At 47.8% G+C, this 21,663-nt stretch carries 23 protein-coding genes; 8 read left to right on the top strand and 15 right to left on the bottom strand.

The annotated features are described in order from the left end of the window. Window positions 1–74: 74 nt before the first annotated feature. Entirely contained in the window at window positions 75–1,088 is a 1,014-nt protein-coding gene (hemB, locus tag Pcarn_RS00475; RefSeq protein WP_261834463.1) for a porphobilinogen synthase, read from the bottom strand. A 264-nt stretch (window positions 1,089–1,352) separates the two neighbouring features. Between hemB and ahpC the strand changes: the two genes are divergently transcribed. From ahpC to Pcarn_RS00460, 3 genes are all read left to right on the top strand, one after another. Next, window positions 1,353–1,910 carry an alkyl hydroperoxide reductase subunit C gene (ahpC, locus tag Pcarn_RS00470; protein ID WP_261834462.1) on the top strand — a complete coding sequence of 186 codons (558 nt, stop codon included), beginning with the start codon at window positions 1,353–1,355 and terminating at the stop codon, window positions 1,908–1,910. A gap of 227 nt (window positions 1,911–2,137) precedes the next feature. Then, a complete protein-coding gene (gene ahpF, locus Pcarn_RS00465; protein ID WP_261834461.1) occupies window positions 2,138–3,730 on the top strand; it encodes an alkyl hydroperoxide reductase subunit F in 1,593 nt (530 codons plus the stop codon). A 178-nt stretch (window positions 3,731–3,908) separates the two neighbouring features. Further along, window positions 3,909–4,670 (top strand): TatD family hydrolase, encoded by a 762-nt coding sequence (locus Pcarn_RS00460; protein WP_261834460.1) that lies wholly within the window; start codon window positions 3,909–3,911, stop codon window positions 4,668–4,670. A gap of 26 nt (window positions 4,671–4,696) precedes the next feature. Here the strand turns inward: Pcarn_RS00460 and tatC are convergent, their stop codons facing one another. Genes tatC through ubiE form a run of 6 tightly spaced genes read right to left on the bottom strand, consistent with a single transcriptional unit; the run spans window position 4,697 to window position 9,165 of the window. Next, window positions 4,697–5,446, bottom strand: coding sequence for a twin-arginine translocase subunit TatC (gene tatC, locus Pcarn_RS00455; RefSeq protein WP_261834459.1), 750 nt, complete (start codon window positions 5,444–5,446; stop codon window positions 4,697–4,699). A 44-nt stretch (window positions 5,447–5,490) separates the two neighbouring features. After that, a complete protein-coding gene (gene tatB, locus Pcarn_RS00450; RefSeq protein WP_261834458.1) occupies window positions 5,491–5,865 on the bottom strand; it encodes a Sec-independent protein translocase protein TatB in 375 nt (124 codons plus the stop codon). 3 nt (window positions 5,866–5,868) lie between these two features. After that, the gene (gene tatA / locus Pcarn_RS00445) at window positions 5,869–6,111 is read right to left on the bottom strand and encodes a Sec-independent protein translocase subunit TatA (protein WP_261834457.1); all 243 of its coding nucleotides are present in this window, start codon (window positions 6,109–6,111) and stop codon (window positions 5,869–5,871) included. A 30-nt stretch (window positions 6,112–6,141) separates the two neighbouring features. Beyond that, window positions 6,142–7,776: a ubiquinone biosynthesis regulatory protein kinase UbiB gene (gene ubiB, locus Pcarn_RS00440; protein ID WP_261834456.1), complete on the bottom strand. Its 1,635-nt coding sequence runs from the start codon at window positions 7,774–7,776 to the stop codon at window positions 6,142–6,144. Further along, complete coding sequence (locus Pcarn_RS00435) at window positions 7,773–8,378, bottom strand: ubiquinone biosynthesis accessory factor UbiJ (protein ID WP_261834455.1); 606 nt, start codon at window positions 8,376–8,378, stop codon at window positions 7,773–7,775. The genes ubiB and Pcarn_RS00435 overlap by 4 nt, the downstream gene beginning before the upstream one ends. 13 nt (window positions 8,379–8,391) lie before the next feature. Continuing rightward, a complete protein-coding gene (ubiE, locus tag Pcarn_RS00430) occupies window positions 8,392–9,165 on the bottom strand; it encodes a bifunctional demethylmenaquinone methyltransferase/2-methoxy-6-polyprenyl-1,4-benzoquinol methylase UbiE (RefSeq protein ID WP_261835619.1) in 774 nt (257 codons plus the stop codon). A gap of 212 nt (window positions 9,166–9,377) precedes the next feature. Here ubiE and Pcarn_RS00425 point away from each other — a divergent pair, with 212 nt between their 5' ends. Beyond that, window positions 9,378–10,256, top strand: coding sequence for a DMT family transporter (locus Pcarn_RS00425; protein ID WP_261834454.1), 879 nt, complete (start codon window positions 9,378–9,380; stop codon window positions 10,254–10,256). Here Pcarn_RS00425 and Pcarn_RS00420 read toward each other — a convergent pair whose 3' ends face one another. After that, the gene (locus Pcarn_RS00420) at window positions 10,257–11,519 is read right to left on the bottom strand and encodes a hydroxymethylglutaryl-CoA reductase (RefSeq protein WP_261834453.1); all 1,263 of its coding nucleotides are present in this window, start codon (window positions 11,517–11,519) and stop codon (window positions 10,257–10,259) included. It lies immediately after the preceding gene. 429 nt (window positions 11,520–11,948) lie between these two features. Here Pcarn_RS00420 and Pcarn_RS00415 point away from each other — a divergent pair, with 429 nt between their 5' ends. Then, entirely contained in the window at window positions 11,949–12,158 is a 210-nt protein-coding gene (locus Pcarn_RS00415) for a hypothetical protein (protein ID WP_261834452.1), read from the top strand. Window positions 12,159–12,164: 6 nt separating this feature from the next. On the opposite strand, the gene rpe is transcribed toward Pcarn_RS00415, so the two are convergent. The 7 genes from rpe to Pcarn_RS00380 form a co-directional block, all read right to left on the bottom strand. Next, window positions 12,165–12,830 carry a ribulose-phosphate 3-epimerase gene (gene rpe / locus Pcarn_RS00410; protein ID WP_261834451.1) on the bottom strand — a complete coding sequence of 222 codons (666 nt, stop codon included), beginning with the start codon at window positions 12,828–12,830 and terminating at the stop codon, window positions 12,165–12,167. An 80-nt stretch (window positions 12,831–12,910) separates the two neighbouring features. Continuing rightward, on the bottom strand, window positions 12,911–13,789 hold the full coding sequence (locus Pcarn_RS00405) for an L-ribulose-5-phosphate 3-epimerase (RefSeq protein ID WP_261834450.1): 879 nt from the start codon (window positions 13,787–13,789) through the stop codon (window positions 12,911–12,913). Window positions 13,790–13,800: 11 nt separating this feature from the next. Further along, a complete protein-coding gene (locus Pcarn_RS00400) occupies window positions 13,801–14,448 on the bottom strand; it encodes a 3-keto-L-gulonate-6-phosphate decarboxylase UlaD (protein WP_261834449.1) in 648 nt (215 codons plus the stop codon). Between the two features lie 4 nt (window positions 14,449–14,452). After that, window positions 14,453–15,274, bottom strand: coding sequence for a Cof-type HAD-IIB family hydrolase (locus Pcarn_RS00395; RefSeq protein ID WP_261834448.1), 822 nt, complete (start codon window positions 15,272–15,274; stop codon window positions 14,453–14,455). A gap of 20 nt (window positions 15,275–15,294) precedes the next feature. Further along, window positions 15,295–15,987, bottom strand: coding sequence for an L-ribulose-5-phosphate 4-epimerase (locus Pcarn_RS00390; protein ID WP_261834447.1), 693 nt, complete (start codon window positions 15,985–15,987; stop codon window positions 15,295–15,297). 10 nt (window positions 15,988–15,997) lie between these two features. After that, window positions 15,998–16,468, bottom strand: a complete 471-nt coding sequence (locus tag Pcarn_RS00385; protein ID WP_261834446.1) for a PTS sugar transporter subunit IIA — start codon at window positions 16,466–16,468, stop codon at window positions 15,998–16,000. A 63-nt stretch (window positions 16,469–16,531) separates the two neighbouring features. Next, a complete protein-coding gene (locus Pcarn_RS00380) occupies window positions 16,532–18,316 on the bottom strand; it encodes a PTS ascorbate-specific subunit IIBC (RefSeq protein WP_261834445.1) in 1,785 nt (594 codons plus the stop codon). 384 nt (window positions 18,317–18,700) lie between these two features. Between Pcarn_RS00380 and ulaR the strand changes: the two genes are divergently transcribed. The 3 genes from ulaR (at window position 18,701) to tal (ending at window position 21,653) form a co-directional block, all read left to right on the top strand. Beyond that, window positions 18,701–19,456, top strand: coding sequence for an HTH-type transcriptional regulator UlaR (ulaR, locus tag Pcarn_RS00375; RefSeq protein ID WP_261834444.1), 756 nt, complete (start codon window positions 18,701–18,703; stop codon window positions 19,454–19,456). Between the two features lie 116 nt (window positions 19,457–19,572). Further along, window positions 19,573–20,640 (top strand): L-ascorbate 6-phosphate lactonase, encoded by a 1,068-nt coding sequence (gene ulaG / locus Pcarn_RS00370; protein WP_261834443.1) that lies wholly within the window; start codon window positions 19,573–19,575, stop codon window positions 20,638–20,640. Between the two features lie 62 nt (window positions 20,641–20,702). Then, entirely contained in the window at window positions 20,703–21,653 is a 951-nt protein-coding gene (tal, locus tag Pcarn_RS00365; RefSeq protein WP_261834442.1) for a transaldolase, read from the top strand. The last annotated feature ends 10 nt before the right edge of the window (window positions 21,654–21,663 follow it).

The following is a 21,663-nucleotide window of genomic DNA, read 5'->3' as shown; positions in this document are numbered from 1 at the left end:
TGGGTAAGCAAACGGCTTTTATATCCCAAATGAGAAAGAACCCCCAAAAATGGGGGCTCAAAATTGAGTTTTACTTATTTCTTTTCTGCTAACCACTCTGCGACGTCTTTCGCAAAATAGGTCAGGATGCCATCGGCACCGGCACGCTTAAAGCACAGCAGGGATTCAAGTACGGTTTCGCGCTCTTTTAGCCAACCATTTTGGATAGCCGCTTTGTGCATCGCGTACTCACCAGACACCTGATAAGCGAAAGTCGGAACCTGAAGTTCTGCCTTCACGCGACGAACAACATCAAGATACGGCATACCTGGCTTCACCATAACCATGTCAGCGCCCTCAGCAATGTCTAGAGCGACTTCATGCAGAGCTTCATCACTGTTGGCTGGGTCCATCTGGTAGTTTTTCTTGTCTGCGCCCTTAAGGTTACCCGCAGAGCCGACCGCATCTCGGAATGGGCCATAATAGTTAGACGCATACTTAGCCGAATAAGCCATGATCTGCGTATTCACATAACCCGCTCTCTCTAGTGCTTCACGTATCTTACCGATACGACCATCCATCATATCGGAAGGAGCAACCACATCGGCGCCTGCTTCAGCGTGAGAAAGAGCCTGCTTGACTAGTACAGCTGTGGTTTCGTCATTCAGTACATAACCATCTTCATCGATAATGCCGTCTTGACCATGAGTAGTGAAAGGATCAAGAGCAACGTCTGTGATAACACCTATCTGAGGCACGTGTTCTTTTAGAAGACGCACCGCGCGCTGAACCAAGCCTTCTGGATTGTGAGCCTCGGCTGCACAAAGGCTCTTCGCATCTTGGTTTACCACAGGGAACAGAGCAATAGCCGGAACCCCTAAGCTAGCAAGATATTCCGCCTCTTCAAGCATCAGGTCGATAGAAAGACGCTCGATACCCGGCATAGATTCCACCGCTTCACGGCGATTTTTACCCATAAGGATAAACATTGGGTAGATAAGGTCATCGGCAGAGATCTTGTTTTCAGCCATCAGACGGCGACTAAAGTCATGCTTACGCATACGGCGCATACGGCGCAATGGAAAAGAACTTTGAATAAGTGCGGACACAACACATTCCTTGTCTATCTAATACTGGGGTAAATCATACCACTTACAGAGGTAGTTAATTGTGTCGTATACAAAAAATTAGAACCGCTTAGCGGGTTAAATTAAGCCATTTAACTATCAAAACAGGCACCTCATCCCTATTTGATAGGTTTTGCCTACTAAATCAATAGAAACTATTGAATTTATCAATGCACGCTCCGAGGGCAATATAAACCCATCAGCGCAACGGACGCTAACAAACAATCAAATAGAGAGAATTAACTTATGATCAATACGGAAATCAAACCATTTAAAGCCACTGCATTCAAAAACGGTGATTTTGTAGAAATCACTGAACAAGACGTTAAAGGCAAATGGGCTGTATTCTTCTTTTACCCAGCAGACTTCACTTTCGTATGTCCAACTGAGCTAGGTGACCTAGCGGATCACTACGAAGAGCTACAAAGCCGTGGCGTTGAGGTTTACTCAGTATCTACTGACACACACTTCACTCACAAAGCATGGCACGACAGCTCAGATACTATCGGCAAGATCAACTACTACATGCTAGGTGACCAAACTGGGACTATCACCAACAACTTCGGTGTTATGCGTGAAGGCCAAGGTCTTGCAGACCGCGCTACATTCCTAATCGATCCAGAAGGCGTTATCCAAGCAATGGAAATCACTGCTGAAGGTATTGGTCGTGATGCTGAAGACCTGATGCGTAAGGTAAAAGCAGCTCAGTATGTTGCAGCTAACCCAGGCGAAGTTTGCCCAGCAAAATGGAAAGAAGGCGAAGAAACTCTAGCTCCTTCTCTTGACCTAGTAGGCAAGATCTAAACAAATCCGTGGGTACACCTTGCCCTCGCTCCTAGGGGGATTGGTGTACCATTTTAAGTCAAAGCCACCTACCAAACGGGTGGCTTTTTTTTATTCAATTAATAGATTTTGCCTACCAATTTAATAGAAACGTTCGATTTTATCTATCAAGAGATTCACGGCAATATAACCCCATCAGCGCAACAAAGCGCACCGAATCATAAATTAAAAAAGAAATAGGGCCGACCATGCTAGACCAAGCAATGAAGCAACAACTAAAAGCATACCTTGAGAATCTAAAAACAAATGTTCAGCTGGTGCTAAGTTTAGATAGCAGCGAGACCGCAACCAAGCTGCAAGCGCTAGCCAATGATATTGCATCACTTACCGATAAAATCGACGTCGTTCTAGACGACAAGGCTAGCTCGCGTAAACCTATCATGCAGGTGGTTAATCAGGAAAAACAAACCGCTATCGGTTTTGCCGGCCTGCCTATGGGGCACGAATTTACCTCGCTAGTGTTGGCACTGCTCCACAGTGGTGGTCACCCAATCAAGCTAGATGCTGAAACTATCCAACAGATAAAAGAACTTCAACAGCCGCTAGAGGTTGAGATCTTTATCTCTCTATCATGCCAGAACTGCCCAGAGGTGGTTCAAGCCTTCAACATGATGTCAGCTATCAATCCTCTGATCCGCACCACTATGATCGACGGCGCAGCCTTCCAAGACGAGGTGAAATCTCGCGACATTATGGCGGTACCTAGTGTATTTGTGAACGGTGAGTTATTTGGTCAAGGCCGCATGTCTCTGGCAGAGATCCTAAATAAGGTAGATTCAGGCGCAGCAGAGAAGAAAGCAGCTAGCCTTAGTCAGCAAGCACCTTTCGACGTACTGGTTGTGGGCGGAGGCCCAGCAGGTTCGTCAGCAGCCATCTATGCTGCGCGTAAAGGTATTCGCACCGGTGTAGTGGCTGAGCGCTTCGGCGGACAGGTAATGGACACTATGGCTATCGAAAACTTCATCTCAGTAAAAGCCACTACAGGTCCAAAGCTTGTCGCTAGCCTTGAAGAACACGTTAAAGAGTATGGTGTCGAGGTCATCACCGAACAGCGCGCCGCTAACATCATAGATGCTGAAAATACCGATGACGGTTACATCCATGTGAAGCTAGAAAGTGGCGCAACACTGCGTGCTCGCACTGTGATTACTAGCACGGGTGCACGTTGGAGAGAAATGAACGTACCGGGTGAGCAAGAGTATCGCAACAAAGGCGTGGCTTACTGCCCACACTGTGATGGCCCACTGTTTAAAGGCAAGAAGACTGCGGTTATCGGTGGTGGTAACTCAGGTATTGAAGCTGCTATCGACCTTTCTGGCATCGTTGAGCATGTTACGGTTCTGGAGTTTGCTGATACCCTTCGTGCCGATCAGGTGCTTATCGACAAGGCCAATTCAACACCAAACATTGAGATCATCAAGATGGCACAAACCACCCAAGTGCTAGGTGACGGCAATCGTGTAACAGGCCTAGAGTACAAAGACCGCAACACAGACGAGCTAAAACAGATTGAGCTATCAGGTATCTTTGTGCAAATCGGTCTAATGCCAAATAGCGAATGGTTAAAAGAGACTCAGGTAGAGCTGTCACCACGTGGCGAGATCGTGGTAGATGCTCACGGAGCTACAAGCATGAAGGGTGTGTTTGCTGCAGGTGACGTTACAACCGTGCCATACAAGCAGATCATCATCGCTATGGGTGAAGGGGCAAAAGCAAGCCTAGGTGCCTTTGACCACCTGATCCGCAACCCTGCTCCGACGAAGACCACTGAGCAGGCGTAATCCCTTAGGTCAACAAGCCCTAGGGTCACTTTAGACAAAACCCCAACAAGTAACACGCTTGCTGGGGTTTTATTGTTTTAGTCTCAAGCAAGATAAAGGTGCCCCTGTACTCAAGCCAGTACATCCAATAGCAACTGATATATACTTGGACTATCAAGTTTAAAATCTAGTTGTATTCATGATAGACACCCACGCCCATATATATGCAAGCGAGTTTGATCAAGACCGTGAAGAGGTTGTTCAACGAGCATTAGCACAAGGCATTCAACATATCTTACTGCCGAATATCGACCTCGACTCCATACAACCTATGCTGGAAACCGAAGCGCAGTTTCCTGATATCTGCCGCTCAATGATGGGCTTACACCCATGTTATGTGGACCAAGATGTCGACAAGACCCTAGAAACCATACACTCCTGGTACGACAAACACAACTTTATCGCAGTAGGTGAAATAGGTATCGACCTATACTGGGACAAAACCTATCGCGCAGAGCAAGAGCACGCCTTCATTACTCAACTAGGTTGGGCCAAAGAGATGAATCTACCTGTGGTGATTCATACCCGTGACTCCATCCAAGAGACGCTAGCCCTTCTAGAAAAAGAGCAAGATGGTAGCCTATCTGGCGTATTCCACTGCTTCGGTGGCAGTGTGGAAGAGGCTCAAGCAATCAATGCGTTAGGCTTTCATCTTGGCCTAGGCGGCGTTACTACCTTTAAAAACGGCGGTATGGATAAGGTGGTTCCTCATCTTGACCTAAGCAAGGTAATACTAGAAACAGACTGCCCATATCTGGCGCCAGTCCCGCACCGTGGTAAGCGTAACGAACCTGCCTACACGCAGCTAGTTGCAAAACGCATCTCTGATCTCACCGAGCGCCCTATCCAAGAGATAGAAGAGATCACCAACAACAATGCTAAGGCTTTGTTTAAGATATAAAAAAATCCCCATCTGGGGATTTTTTGTTATTCCTGTTCGGTTTCTTCTTTCTCTTCCGGCTTGGTATAGAAGCGCGCAAAGAACAGACCTACCTCAAACAGCAAACACATAGGGATAGCCAGTAGCGTCTGCGAGATGATGTCAGGTGGCGTTAGAAGCATACCGATAACAAACGCCGCCACTACGATATAGGGACGCTTTGCCTTTAGCGACTGTACATCCGTTGCTCCGGTCCAGCACAGCAAGATAATGGCTACCGGCACCTCAAAGGCGATACCGAATGCCAAGAACAGCGCCAGTACAAAGTCCAGATAGCTGGAGATGTCGGTCGCAAACTCTACCCCACCTAGCGAGATGGCGGTAAAGAAGCCAAACACCAGTGGGAACACCACATAATAAGCAAAGGCTACACCGAGATAGAACAGCAGTGAGCTTGAAAACATCAGCGGCATCACTAGACGCTTTTCATGCTTATACAGACCCGGCGCCACGAATGCCCATACCTGATACAAGATCATAGGCACAGCGATAAACACTGAGGTGATCAGGGTCAGCTTAAGTGGGGTGAAAAACGGCGACGCTACATCTGTCGCTATCATGGTTGCGCCCTCAGGCAGCCTATCAATCAAAGGCGCCGACACGAACTCATAGATGTGATTTGAAAAATAGATCAGGCCAATAAAGATAACCAACACCGCACTGATGGAGCGCAATAGGCGCGTGCGCAGTTCGATTAAATGACTGATCAAGGGTTGGTTGGAATCAACCGAAGACATACCTACCTCGATTTACGAAAAAGGGGCGTAGAGCCCCTCGAATGCTATGAAGCTGTATCTGAACTCTTGGCCTTAGGCGCCTCAGCGGGAGAGCTAACCGACTCAGAGCCTTTGCTAGCATCATCCTTCTTGTAAGGCTGTTGCACACTCTGCGCCGCTTGCTTCAACTCTTCTACCGACTGCTTGAGATCCGGTGCCAACTCTTCCATGCCCATTTTCTCGGCCTTGCGAAGGTTTTCTTGCAGCTCCTGAATCTTCAGCTCATGGTCCAACTCTTCTTTCACATTGTTGGCCATAGATTTTGCTGAGTTCACGAACCGCATCACACTGCGGATAGCAACCGGAAGACGCTCTGGGCCTAACACCACCAATCCCAATATTGAGATGAGTATCAGCTCCCAAAAACCGATGTCAAACACGGGTTACGCCTGCTCTTTTTCTTTCTGCTTTTCAGATTCAGGTTGAGACTCGCTCTTCTGAGCAATGTTTTTCTGCTCAAAGTCTGCGTCTTTGTCTTTCTTCTCGTCTTCATCTGACATGGCTTTCTTGAAGCCTTTCACTGCTGAACCTAGATCGCCCCCGATACCGCGAAGTTTCTTGGTACCAAAAAGCAGTACCACAATTACTGCGATGATCAACAGTTGCCAAATACTAATTCCACCCATGATTCTTTCCTAACTGTGAGTATTCAAAAATTATTTGCGGTAAGTGAACCAACTCATGAGCCAAGCTAAGGCTCCGAGGCCACCAATTCCCGCTGAAATCAACAAGTTATTGTTAACGAATAGGATTGACGAGCATACGATAAATGTCGCACCTATTCCAAACAAAAATTGTCCTGTTGCGTGCTGACGCTTTATTTGGCGGTACCCGTGGTACAGGTGATCCACCTTCTGCGTCAATTGCTTACCATGCTTTAAATTATCGTACAAAAGTTCAGGTAACTCAGGAAGTTTCTCAGCCCAGAACGGAGCACGCTCTTTTACCGAGTTAATCACCGCCTGAGGGCCTACTTGTTCACCCATCCATTTTTCTAGGAATGGCTTAGCCGTAGCCCATAGATCCAACTGTGGATAAAGCTGTCTACCTAACCCTTCTACGTAGAGAAGTGTCTTTTGCAACAATACTAGCTGTGGCTGCACTTCCATATTAAAACGTCTTGCTGTGTTAAAAAGATTAAGAAGTACGTGCCCAAATGAAATTTCACACAATGGTTTAGCAAAAATAGGCTCACACACCATGCGAATCGCAAATTCAAACTCCTGCACATTGGTATCAGCCGGTACCCAGCCCGAATCTACATGCAGTTGTGCAACCTTGTAATAGTCGCGATTAAAGAAGGCGAGGAAGTTCTCCGCCAGATAGCGCTTGTCGTCCGCATTTAGCGTGCCAACGATGCCGCAATCCAAGCCGATCCACTGAGGGTTCTCAGGATGATCGTATTGAACGAATACGTTGCCCGGGTGCATATCCGCATGGAAGAAGCTATCGCGGAACACCTGAGTAAAGAAAACGGTCACTCCACGCTCAGCCAGTAGCTTCATGTTAGTGCCGTTGCGCTCAAGGCCTTCGATATCGGATACCTGAATGCCATAGATACGCTCAGAGACCATCAGGTTCTTGCTGCTAAGGTCGCTGATTACTTCTGGAACATACAGCTCTTCACTGCCCTCAAAGTTGCGACGCAGTTGCATAGCATTAGCCGCTTCACGGCGCAGATCCAGCTCATCGAGCAGGGTTTTCTCATACTCGGAAACCACCTCGATAGGCTTAAGACGACGTGCTTCTGGCACCATCTTGGACACGATACGCGCCATGCGGTACATCAGCTTAATATCGGCATTGATAACCGGATAGATATCCGGACGGATCACCTTGAGCACTATCTCTCGACCAGACTCTTTTAGCTCTGCGGTGTGCACTTGCGCAATCGAGGCCGAAGCTAAAGGCTCGATATCAAAGTTGTTAAACCAGTTTTCCAGCGGACCACCGAGGGCTTTTTCCATCTGCTGTTTAGCTAGGGCACCATCGAAGGGTTCGACTCTGTCTTGCAGCAGAGCTAGCTGATCAGCGATATGTGGAGGAAAAAGGTCACGGCGCGTGGACATCATCTGTCCAAACTTGATCCATACTGGGCCAAGCTGCTGCAAGGCGAGGCGCATACGCTCACCCAAAGGCTTTTCGGGATGCTTGTTCTTGATCCAAAACAGCGCTTTTCTAGCCAGCTTTGGAAGCTTTGCTAGCTCGTGCTCTGGAATCAGCTCATCGAGGCCGTATTCCAGTTGCACTTTAGTGATGTAATAGAGGCGTTTTAGCTCGGTTGGGGTCATGCTTGCTCCACCAAGCGCGTCAGGCGCTGATCTAGTTGGCGAAGCTGTTTGTTAGCTTCTTCTACTTGATCGCAAAAGTCTGCCACTGCCAATGGAGACGGTGCTAGCTTCCACTCTTCAGTAATAGCACCCGCAATATGGGTACGGTGACGTTCAGCACGCCCCTTAGCAAAATCAAAGCCGTTCTTCAGCCCAGTAACTAGCGTATGAGCCGCCACGTCGCCGATGTATTGAGACAGTATCTCGGCAAAGTCTGGTTTGCTCAGCTGGATCAGGGTCGCAAACTGCTGACCTATCTGCATATCACCCGCCACCGACAGCTTATCTTGCTTAAACAGCTCGTTAATATTGGCTTGCTGCTGAAGATCTCTTAGGGCCGTAATGCTCAGGGTTAACTCACAATCGGCTTCACCCTCAAAGGCCGCCAGTACATCCACCTGCTGACTGCAGACGAAGATTAGGCTCTTATTCAGCTCTTTAAGATTAAGGCGAACGATGCGTCCTTTTAGGCGCGCTAACTGCTTTTGACTGGCAGGTTGCTGGGCAATCAGAGCATTGAATGAGGTCTCGATAGCCGCTGTCACTAAGGTATCAAAAGGCATTAAACGTCCCTAATTAGAATTTGTAGCCACGGTGCAAAGCAACAATGCCACCGGTCAGGTTGTAGTAGTTGGTGTTCTCAAAGCCTGCCTCTTGCATCATACCTTCCAAGGTGTCTTGGTCAGGGTGCATACGGATAGACTCTGCAAGATAACGATAGCTGTCACCATCATTCGCAATCAACTCGCCCATTTTAGGCAAGATATGGAAAGAGTAGTTATCGTAAATCTTAGATAGCGGATCTAGGATAGGTTTTGAGAATTCCAGAACCAACAAACGACCGCCCGGCTTAAGCACGCGGAACATAGAGCGCAATGCCTTGTCTTTGTCGGTTACGTTACGCAGACAGAAGCTGATAGTGATGCAATCGAAATAATCGTCTGGGAATGGCAGTTCTTCAGCGTTCGCCTGAACGTAGTTAACATTTCCAACCACGCCAATATCACGAAGCTTATCGCGACCCACATTCAGCATAGAGTTATTGATATCCGCAAGGATAACGTGACCCTTTTCACCGACGATGCGAGAAAACTTAGCGGTAAGGTCACCAGTACCACCACCTAGGTCTAGGATACGCTGACCAGGGCGTGCGCCACTGCAATCGATAGTAAAGCGCTTCCACAAACGATGGATGCCACCGGACATCAGGTCGTTCATCAAATCGTATTTACCTGCAACAGAGTGGAATACCTCTGCTACCTTAGCCACCTTTTCTTCTTTCTTTACCGTTTCGAAACCAAAGTGGGTAGTTTCAGTATCGATTTGATTGCCTTGCTCTTTACCGCTCATATCCATTGTTACATCTCTAAACTTAATCTTCAGACCCGGCGCGCGGCCTAGTATCTATCAAGAATGTTGCAGTTTACTTTATACATTGTGAATTGTCTTTGCTGACTTATATCACAGCTGTTTGAAAGGGGCATAACTGTGACATAAATACTGTTGGTGAAGCACATAAAAGTCGCTAGACTGATGCTCACTCTTTTCAAACATCCAGTTTCATGAACGAACGTAAAGCCCTTACCCTCGGACTTAGCGCCGTCCTACTATGGTCTACGGTAGCCACAGCCTTTAAGCTGACTTTGGCTGAATTCACCCCTATTCAAATGCTGACCATCGCCAGCCTAGTATCGGCCATTGCACTGTTTTTGGTGTGTCATTTCCAAGGTAAGACAAGCTCTATTATGAGCACCTTCACCTCTAACCCTATGTATTACTTAGCGTTAGGCTTGATTAATCCCCTCGCCTATTACCTGATACTGTTTAAAGCCTATGATCTATTGCCAGCTTCTCAGGCGCAGCCAATCAACTACAGCTGGGCAATCACTCTAACCCTGATGGCGGCGGTTTTCCTAGGGCAAAAGATTCGAGTTCAGGACTGGATAGCCTGTGCGCTCGGTTACTTTGGGGTTGTGGTAATCGCCACTCAGGGCAATATTCTTGGATTGGAGTTTGAAAGCCCACTCGGGGTTGGTCTGGCTCTGTTATCCACCTTGCTATGGGCGGGATATTGGATATTGAACACCAAAAACAAGGCAGATCCGGTAATTGGTGTACTGCTTGGCTTCTTAGTTGCACTGCCGTTTGCCGTAGCACTGTGTATCTGGGAAGGAAGTTCGTGGGATATCTCAGGCAAGGGTTGGCTTGCGGTAACCTATGTTGGCCTATTTGAGATGGGGATTACCTTTGTGCTCTGGTTGGGCGCGCTAAAGGCTACTCAGAATACGGCGAGAATAAGCAACCTTATCTTTATCTCACCGTTTATCTCATTGGTATTACTGTGGCAGATCTTGGGGGAGACCATTCATGTCTCCACCCTATTTGGCCTAGTGCTGATTGTCAGCGGCCTAGTGATCCAGCAGCTTAAAAGAAAGAGCTAACTATTTGCGAGCAAGTTTGTGGTGGGCACGAGAAAAGTGCCCAGCACAGAAGGCACCCACAATAGACAACTCACCCGCCAAACACAAAGAAGCGGCTACTTCGGCCAAGGCCTGAGACTTACCCGCGCCATGCAGACCCATGAGGTCCAAACACGCTTTTTGGCTAGGAAGGCCAGTACCACCACCGACTGTACCTACCATAAGGTTAGGCAGGGTCACGCTAGCGTACAGATCACCAGTTTTACTTACTTCAAGGCGAGTCATACCCACCGCAGATTCCGCTACGCACGCCGCATCCTGACCACAAGCGATATACAAAGCCGCTAGCGCATTCGCATAGTGTGCATTGATACCGATAGTGCCGCTTAGGGTGCCACCTACTGTGCTCATCTGAGCAAACTGCATCATCTTCTCTGGGGTAGTGTGTAGGTATTTCTCAACCAGTTCCGCTGGGATATGCGCTTCGGCAGTCACCTTCTTACCACGCACACCGCGCAGGGTATGAGCATTGGCCTTTTTGTCACCAGAGAGGTTGCCATCAAGGAAGGCATATTCAGGCTCTATCGGCGAGTTTTGCATTATGTACTCAAACACGGCATTGGTAGCGATAGTCACCATGTTCTGTCCCGAGGCATCGCCAGTCAGAAATTCAAACACCAAGTAAACATGGTTACCCTCGATGTTTACGCTGATATCTTTCAGCTTACCGTGGGAGGTTGTAGATTCTGCGACTTCTCTAAAATGCGAATACTGAGTTACCGCCCAAGCAACGAACTGACCCGCGAGGATCAAGCTGTTAAAGGCAAAAACCGGCGTTCGAGTCACACCCTCGTTAAGCAGCATGGCAGATGCACCGCCGCTAGCAGTTAAAAGCTGTGAGCCACGGTTATAAGAAGCCACCAGCGCAGCCTCTGAGGTAGCCAGTGGGATTAAGAAATCGTCTTTAGCGAATAAACCATTAATACGCAGCGGTCCGGCAACGCCTACAGGCACCTTCACCGTACCGATAAAGTGTTCGATGTTCTTGCTGTATGCATCCATCTGCGACTGGGTATGAGAATCTAGAAGTTGACTCTGCACCTCTGGCTGATTTAGCTCTTTCCAGCGCTTAGAGACATTCTTATCCGTTAGGTAAGGGCTCTTGGTGATCTTACGGCTTGGCTTCTCGAAATGCGGACGTAACAATTCATTATCAATTGCGTCATCAAGGTGGTCACGCAAGGTAGAAGGATGTTCGTTCTGATGTAGATTTAACTTGGGCATAACTCAAACTGCGATACTAGGTTAAGAAATCACTGCCCCATAAATCCCTCTATTTCGGTGACAGAATCCCCCCTTGTGCTTGTCTGGCTCAAGATAAGGGATGCCGCAGAATACGCATAATCTATGGCAAATTCAACGCCAACCACTTGTATAGACTGAGATCTTGTCGCTCAAACCCCACAAAACCCAATACCGATATAGCTGACATTTATGTATAAAAATCAACCAAGTTATCCCGCTTTTATTTATAACTGAGTGAGCTCTGTTCTCGGAAACGCAACATTTAACCAGAAATGTAACTCAATGTTACAAGTGCAATCAGACACTTATCCAAACTATTACCAATCACAGAATGAACGGCCAATATTGGTCGAATCAAACACTGCGGTGATATAGTGCGCGGATTGCTAACATGGAAACATTATTACTATGCACTCTTCAGACGTAATCAAATTGGCTCAACTTGGTGTAAACATCGAGATCGCCAAAGACTCATCACTTCACCCTAAGGACGTTCTTGAGATCGTAAAACTGGTCACTTCAAACGGCCACACCATCACTATTCGCAAGAAATATCATATGGATACCCTGCTAGAGATCGCCGAAGTCGGCGGCGATAAAGTCACCATTGCCGTTTAGTCAGTACTAGCTCGCAAGCTCTGTTCTCATCACGTCGATAGTCGTTCGATAATCCGTGCTATCGAAGATTGCAGAGCCTGCCACAAATACGTCCGCACCAGCCTCGGCTATCTGCCTGATATTGTTAATCTTTACCCCACCATCTACCTGCAGCAGTATCTTCCTGCCCGAAGCATCTATGCGCTTTCGGATCTCTGTGAGCTTATCCAGAGAGCTTGGAATAAATGCCTGACCACCAAAGCCTGGGTTTACTGACATCACCAAGATAAGGTCAAGCTTATCAATCACATAGTCCAATACACTCAAAGGGGTAGCTGGATTCAACACCAGACCAGCCTTGCATCCATGCTGTTTGATCAGCTGTATGGAGCGGTCGATATGTTCGCTCGCCTCGGCATGAAACGAGATATAACTGGCTCCAGCATTGGCAAACTGCTCAATCAGGGCATCTACAGGTTTTGCCATCAAATGAACATCGATGGGAGCGGTAATGCCGTAATCTCGAAGCGCTTGGCACACGGGTGCACCAAAGGTCAGATTAGGAACATAGTGATTGTCCATTACATCGAAATGAATAAGGTCAGCACCCGCATCTAAAGCCTTTTGTACATCGGCACCAAGGTTTGCAAGATCTGCGGAGAGTATAGATGGAGCAATTAAAAAGTTTTTCATATTGTCACGGCCATAGAATGAAAAAAGTGCAACACAGGGGGGATGCATTGCACTTAGGTTTGCCAACTTAGGAGCGGCGTTTAATCAAAGAGTTGTGGCAATCCAGCATGGTCGCATGCCTGATTCAAACGAGTCTGAGCGATACGAATGTTCTGCTTCCAGTTTTCATCCTGCGCCCACATCTCAATCACCAAGGGCACCACACATTCGGTCTGCTTCAGGGTGTCGAAGATGGCATTGAAGTCCACTTCACCCTCACCGATCACTAGGTCTCTAAACTGCCCTTTGTAATCAGCGGTCACCTTGTAGGTATCCTTCAGATGGATCTGCGTAATGTGTGGTTTACTTAGCTTTAGCTCAGTCACTATGTCGTAATTCCAGCCTGAGATATTGCCCACATCTGGATAGGCGGTGAAAAACGGAGAATTTACCTCACGATTCAGCACCTCAAACTTACTCAAGGAATTGAGATAGTCGGTATCCATGATCTCAACCGAGAGCATGATGCCGGCACGCTCTGCCATCTTGGCCGCATCTTTCATGCCTTGGATAAAGCGTTGATGGGTCTCCTCGCTCTTTGGCTCATAGTAGACGTCGTAGCCCGCTAATTGGATATTGCGAATACCCAGCTTATAGGCCAATGCAATCGCCTTCTCCATATGGATATAGGCTTGCTTATGAGTCTCAGGGTTTAGTGAACCAAATGGGAATTTACGGTGTGCGCTCAGGCACATGGACTGCAATGGCAGTTCGTACTTCTCACACAGCCTGCGCAATGAATAGATTGTTTCATCATCCCAATCCAATCGGCTGCGGCGCTCATCGGATTCATCAACAGAGATCTCTAGAAAATCGAAGCCAAGCTCTTTAGCGGTCTCAAACTTCTCTTCCCAACTCAGCTCATTGGGGAGGGCCTTTTCATACAGGCCCACTCGATGTCTTTGTAGGTTTTGATACATACAGACTCCAATCAGTTCCAGAAGCGATCGATCTGCGCTTTAAGAGCCTCTGCAGTCTGCTTACCCTTCTCACCTGCCAATGCACGGCCAGCGATAAAGGTCTTGGCATTAATGCCCTCAAACAAGTAGATGTCTTCCGGCACTATGCCACCTGTGATTGATAGCTCGATACCCAACTCAGACAGAGCGCGCATCTTATGAAGGTCAGCCTGGGTCCAACCCACGCCCGCCAGTTCCGCGTCACGAGATCTGTGGTAGATAGCCTGCTTAACTCCCAGATCAACCCAAGCCTGAGCGTCTTCTAGTGTCCAGTTGCCATAGATCTCAATCTGGATTTCACCACCAAACTCGTCTGCTACCTTCTTACACGCCTCGATAGTGGCGATATGCGCAGCGGCTGAAACCGTAATCCAGTTTGCGCCGGCCTCGAACGCCATGCGCGACAAGATTGCGCCACCATCTGTGGTCTTCATATCACACACTAGGATATGGTCAGGGTGGTTCTTGCGCAGGGTAGATACCGCATTCATGCCGTCGGCAAACGCCAGAATCGTGCCCACCTCGATTACATCAACAAAGCTCTCTACATTTTTCGCTACTTCAATCGCCGCAGGTAGGTTGGTTTGGTCTAGAGCGATTTGGATCATAGGTTTAGTCATGGAATTATCCTTTAAAATTTTCACGTATTAGATGGGCTAAGCCATCCTTGTTGTTATCTGTTTTACATACCGCTTGGGCGTGGGATTTCACTAGGTCATCGGCGTTTTTCATTGCCACGCCTAGGCCGGCAAACTTGAGCATTGAGATATCGTTGTGGTTATCGCCCACAGCGATGACTTGTTCCGCATCTAGGCCAAGCTCAGAGATATACTCGGCAAGACGAAGCCCTTTGCTGTTGCCTTTGGCGGCGAAGTCCACACGGTTTGACCATGAGCGCTCGCCATTAAACGCCTCTTGCACCCAAGGGTGTTTTACTAATTTATCTACCGACTCAGGCTCTCCCTCGACCACGAATTTCCAAACGTGCTCGCTGTTTTTCACCATCTCGGCGAAGGAGTCGATCTTGAATATCTTGGGCCTATGCTGCTCAGGCGCCGTCAGAGCCCATTCCTCCAACACCTCCATATAGGTGATAGGGTTGTAGTTGGAATAGGTCATGGCATCGGTAACGTACATCACCATCTTGACTCCAAACTCTTGGGTCAACTCGATAAACTTAAGAGCACTCTCTTTTTCTATCGCCTGATGCTTGAGTACCGACTCGGTGGCATAGTCGTAGATGTAGGTGCCATTGCAACAGATGATCGGCGTATCAAGGCCCAACTCGTAGTAGTAGGGTCTCGCGGCAGTATGGTGTCTGCCGGTGACGATCAGCACATGCCACTGTTTTTGAGCCTCTGTAATGGCCTGTTTTACTTCAGGATGGATACCGTGCTCATCATTAAGCACAGTGCCATCTAGGTCCAACGCTAAGACTTTGTACATAGGGAAACCTCAAACTTGGATTAGTTCTGGCCGTAGTAAGCATTCTCACCGTGTTTGCGCAGGTAGTGCTTATCCGATAGCTCCGGCTGGATCTTGATGTTCTGATTCAGTGAGCGCGTAGCCAGTGCCATAGCCGACACTTCTTCGAGGACCACGGCGTTGTGCACCGCATCAAAGGCATCTTTACCCCAAGAGAATGGCGCATGCCCACTCACTACTACACTCGGTACCGCCGCAGGGTCTAGGTCGCGCTTACTAAACTCTTCGATGATTACTGTGCCTGTGTGTCGCTCGTATTCATCCTTGATTTCTTCCGCTGTTAGGGGACGAGTACATGGGACGTCTCCGTAGAAGTAATCCGCATGAGTGGTGCCAAGTGCTGGGATATCCAGACCGGCTTGAGCCCAAATAGTGGCATTTCGAGAGTGGGTATGAACTATGCCTCCCACACCAGGAAACGCCTTATAGATTTCAATATGGGTCTGGGTGTCGCTAGATGGATTGAGCGTACCTTCGATGCGATTGCCTTCAAGGTCTAGGATCACTATGTCCTCAGAGGTCATAGCGTCGTACTCCACGCCCGATGGTTTGATGGCAATCACGCCTGCTTCGCGATCAATCTCAGAGACGTTGCCCCAGGTGAAAGTCACCAAGCCATATTTAGGAAGCTTGAGGTTTGCCTCTAGCACCCTCTTTTTCAGTTCCTGATACATATCTGCCCCCTTAAGCGAACTCTTCTGCCGCCATCAAGGCTTCTTCAATCAGGTTCGCTACCTGCGCTGGAGTCTTACACGCACGCAACTTAGAGAAGTCTTCATCAAACTCAATTAGATTAGCCACCTGCATAGTGCCCTCGATATGCTCATCAGAGTCTTTACCCGCAAGGGTTACTAGCACATCAACAGGCTCATCCACACCCTCGAAATAGATAGGCGTCTCAAGCACAGTCAGGGCAAAACCTGTTTTGATAACTCCGTCCTCTGGGCGGCAATGAGGCAGAGCAAAAGCGTCATGGATACAGATGTAAGGGCCTTGCTCTTCGATAGCTGTGATGATTGCGTCATAGTAGCGAGGCTCTACTACGCCAGCCTTAACCAAGGCATCTGTGCCCAGCTTGATTGCCGATTTCCAATCGCTCGCTTGAGCGTTAAGTAGGATAGAGTTGTTTGAAGTTAGGGAATCTTTCAGTTGCATAATCTTACTCACTTATAATCTGTTTTATGGTGCGCTCAGCAATCTTACTGAGCGCTATTGTTGTTATTTGTGGAAGTTGTTCTTGATGATTGAAACTAGGTCATCAGCAAAGGTCTTAGGCATAATCATGTTCTTCACGCCTAGCTTGAACTTGCCCTCTGGCAGTTCAATAACCTGCTCAGCCAGCGCTACCGAGGTGACTATGATGTCGAAGCTATCGACACGAGACTTGTGGTCTGTAATGGCACAGTTGCTGGTTGTGCTTGGGATACCTTGCTTATCTAGATAAGACTTAATCTTCTTAGAGCACATCATTGATGAGCCTTGCCCAGAGCCGCAACACACTAGGATGCGCACTGGTTTTTGTTCTACTGCTTGGCCTGAAGTCACTTGAGTTGCTTCACGTTCCGCTTTTACCTCAACCTCGAAGCCTTCTGGGGTTACTGCTGTCATGGTTGCGGCTTTCTCTGCATCCTCTTCAGCGCGTAGCTTGGCTGATGCGAAGTACATATACACACCTGCTAGCGCCACGACTACGAAGAAGAACATGCTCGATACAGACAGGCCTTGCATAATAGGTGGGAATACCAGAGCCCAGTCCGCCATACCCATCCAGCCATTAAATTCAGTGCCTGATTGAGCGAAGATATGGATAGCCCATGCAGAACCAACAACTTCGATGATGCCCATCACGAAACAGATCTTCATAACCGCTTTCCAGCCACCGAAGTGGTTAGCGAATACGCCAATGGTTGCGTTGGAGAAGAACATAGGGATGAAGCCAGGGATGATCATAATTGGCGCATCGAACGCTAGCAGAGCCAGAACCGCGACGAATTGACCTACCGCACCCCACATGAAGCCGAATACCATAGCGTTAGGCGAGTATGCGTAGATAGCCGCACAGTCGATAGCCAGGACCGCATTAGGGATAAGACGCTCAGAGATACCGTTGAATGCCTCAGACAGTTCAGCAACGAACATACGCACACCGGTTACGATAACCTGGATAGCTACGGCAAATTTAAGACCAGTTTCAAAGATATAGATAAGCCAGTGAGTGCCACCTGCCATCTCTTGCAGGTTATCAAGGCCGAATGACAGCATGATGATGCCGAAGAACACCGTCATTACGATAGTGGTCGCCGCTATGCTGTCGTGGAATATGTGCAGCCATTTAGGCAGGTTGATGTGGTCTACGCTGTCATTCTTGTCACCAAGTTTTGGGGCAACCTTAGTAGCAATCCATGATGCGAACTGTTGTTGGTGACCGATAGAGAAGCCAGCACCGCCAGTAACCTCTTCTGTCGCCTTGAACATAATGTTTGAGGAGATACCCCAGTATAGCGCCATCAAAATCGCAGAATAGATGATGGTCTCCCACATGCTTGCACCAAGCACGAAGTAGAACACCGCGATCAAACCTGCTTGCTGGAACATGATGTGTCCAGTCAACATAATGGTTCGGATACCGGTAAAGCGGCGGAAAGCCACCAGAAGAATGTTAAGGCCCAGGGCTAACAATACTGCATAGCCTACCCATGAGTAGTTCTCACCCATGGTTTCCATGGTGGCCATCATCGAGGTGTAGGGGTCGATAACCGAGCCGGTTAAACCGTGGATTTCACTTAGCTTTTCTATAACAGGTTTGAAGCCAGCTACCAGAGTGCCTGCACCCACCTGAACAATCATAAAGCCTACGATAGTCTTGATGGAGCCGGAGATGATGGTAGTAGCGTCACGCTTGAGAAGAATATAACCGAGACAGGTAACTAAGCCGAGCAGGAGCGGGGCTTTGGTCATGACTTGGCTGTAAAATATATAGAAGATATCGTACAAGAACTCCATATCTTTACCCTTTTGATTAATTTTTTAATTCTATTTAGTTGTAGGTTCGAGTGATTCCTTCTTTGAGAAATCTACCCTCTGTTTGCTCACGTAAAGATAATTAACAATCACAAATAATCATTCAATGCACATTTGTGATTAGATTGATTTCGGTCAATTTTCACCCCATAAAACTCCTACTATTGAGCACTAGATCACGACAATTTAAATTAAACCAATAAAATCAATCACTTATAAATATACACATTCTAGGTCACATTTTTACCGATGCAAAGTTTGACAATCAAATTGGTGAGCAATATAATCAAAACAAATCAAAAGTAATCATAAAGCAATCACACACTAGTATTGCGAAACGCTCAGAAATGAGCACAAGGTGATGGCATGAACGAAACGCAAAGACATAACGGGATTCTGTCTCTATTAGAAGAGAACAAATCCATTAATGTCTCCAACATAACCGAGAACTTTAATGTCTCTCCTGCGACAGCTCGCCGAGACATCTCCAAGCTGGACGAACTGGGCAAGCTACGTAAGGTTCGCAATGGTGCAGAGCGCGTTCAATCGAACAAAAGCAACTGGTCACCGCTGACGATCAACAGTACAGAGTACTATGAAGAGAAGACGTTGATCGCAATCAAGGCCGCAGAACTTTGTCAGGCGGGAGACAGCGTAGTTGTGAACTGTGGCTCAACTGCTTTTCTATTGGGACAGCAATTATGCGGACGTGATGTACAGATCATCACCAACTACTTCCCACTAGCCAGCTATCTAATTAATGAAGACCACCAAGATGTGATCATCATTGGGGGTCAGTACAACAAGTCTAAGAATATTTTCCTTAACCCTACCCCGGATGTGCTAAACGGGTACGCAGGCAACTGGATGTTCACCTCAGGCAAAGGTTTAACTGAAACTGGCCTATATAAGGCGGACATGCTAACTGCAGTAGCGGAGCAGCAGATGCTAGAACAGATAGACAAGCTCGTGGTGGTGGTGGACAGCTCTAAGGTAGGACAGAGAACCGGAATGCTTTTCTGCCCTGCTCAAAAGATAGATGTGGTGATCACAGGCAAAGATGCCAACCCAGAGGTCATCGAAGCTATCAAGCGGCAAGGAACTGAGGTCATCCTAGTGTGACCCTAGCCTAACCCTCTAAACCCAATAACAACAAAATACGCTAAGTGCCTTAAATTTTAAGGTGCTCGGCCCCCTACATCCTGAATATATAAAATCGTGAATAAAAAGGTGCTGAAATGAGCAACGTAAATGAAATTACTCGTGAGTCTTGGATTCTTAATACTTTCCCTGAGTGGGGTACCTGGCTGAACGAAGAAATTGAAAACACTAAGGTTGAGCCAAACACTTTCTCTATGTGGTGGCTAGGTTGCACAGGTATCTGGCTAAAGAGTGAAGGCAACACTAACATCTCTATCGACTTCTGGTGTGGTACTGGTAAGAAGACGCAAAAGAACCAGTTCATGAAGAACCAACACCAGATGATGCGTATGGGTGGTGTTGAAGCGCTACAACCAAACCTACGTACCGCTATCTTCCCGCTAGACCCGTTTGCAATCAAAGAGATCGATGCAGTTCTAGCCTCTCACGACCATGCTGACCATATCGACGTAAACGTAGCAGCAGCGGTACTGCAAAACTGCGGTAGCCATGTGAAGTTTATCGGTCCACAAGCCTGTGTTGACCTATGGACTGGTTGGGGTGTGCCAGAAGAGCGCTGTGTTGTGGCTAAGGTTGGCGATGTGCTTGAAGTGGGCGATATGAAGATCCGCGTTCTAGATTCATTCGACCGTACTGCTCTAGTTACTCTACCTGAGGGCACCTCTTCTCATGATAAAGAGATCCTAGACGGTATGGACAAGCGTGCAGTGAACTACCTAGTCGAAACCACTGGTGGCTCTGTATACCACTCAGGTGACTCTCACTACTCAAACTACTATGCGGCGCACGGCAACGAGTATCAAATTGACGTGGCACTGCTTTCTTTCGGCGAAAACCCACGCGGTGTAACCGACAAGATGACCTCATCAGACATCCTACGTGCTGCTGAATCTCTAGACTGTGACGTAGTGATGCCGTTCCACCACGATATCTGGGCGAACTTCCAGAACGACCCTCGCGAAATCGAGGTGCTGTGGAATATGAAGAAAGACAGACTGCAATACAACTTTGCCCCATTCTTCTGGCAAGTAGGCGGTAAATACACCTACCCAACGGACAAGGGTCGCATGCACTATCAGCACTTCCGTGGCTTCAAGGATATCTTCCTGAACGAGCCAGAACTGCCATACAAAGCGTTCCTATAACCCCTCAAAGTGGAAGCTCAGGCTTCCACTTTTGCCTTTAGCCAACCGAACTAGGTAGAAGAATGACAAATATACTGGCTCAACTGAGTGAGCTCACCACCATAGTGGCAGATACAGGCGAGATTGAGGCGATAAAAAAATACCAACCTCAAGACGCCACCACCAACCCATCTCTTATTCTAAAAGCGGCCCAAATCGATGAGTACCAAGGGCTTATCCAACAGGCCATCGAATACGCCAAGAATCAAAGCCAAGATAAAGATGAGCAGGTTCAATTTGCCTGTGACATGCTGGCGGTCAACATAGGCAAAGAGATCCTAAAGACCATTCCTGGACGCATCTCCACCGAGGTGGATGCGCGTCTCTCCTATGACACAGAAAAGAGTGTGGCCAAGGCTCGTCAACTGATCGCTATGTATAACCAAGCGGGGATTTCCAATGAGCGTATCCTGATCAAGCTAGCCTCTACTTGGGAAGGTATCCGCGCCGCAGAAATCTTGGAAAAAGAGGGCATTAACTGCAACCTGACCTTACTGTTCTCTTTTGCTCAAGCCCGCGCCTGTGCTGAGGCAGATGTCTATCTGATCTCCCCATTTGTTGGTCGTATCATGGATTGGTACAAGGCCAAAGAAGGTCGCGATTTTGAACCTAGCGAAGACCCAGGAGTGATCTCCGTTACCCAGATATACAACCACTACAAACAGCACGGCTACAGCACAGTAGTTATGGGTGCAAGCTTTAGAAACATCGATGAGATTCTCGAGCTTGCGGGCTGTGATCGCCTGACTATCGCACCACCTCTTCTAGCAGAGCTTGAAGCAAGCCAAGGCAAAGTTGAGACTAAACTTGTGGACTCGAAAGGCACTACTGAGCACCCTGTCCCTATGACCCAAGCCGAATTCCTATGGCAGCACAATCAAGACCCAATGGCGGTAGAAAAGCTGGCGGAAGGCATCCGTAACTTCGCTGTTGACCAAGGTAAGCTTGAGTCGATGATCGCTGAAAAGCTGTAAACCACACAAA

The organism is Vibrio ishigakensis (genome assembly GCF_024347675.1).
Classification (GTDB): Bacteria; Pseudomonadota; Gammaproteobacteria; order Enterobacterales; family Vibrionaceae; genus Vibrio; species Vibrio ishigakensis.
This window is presented reverse-complemented; position numbering and strand designations above follow the sequence as displayed.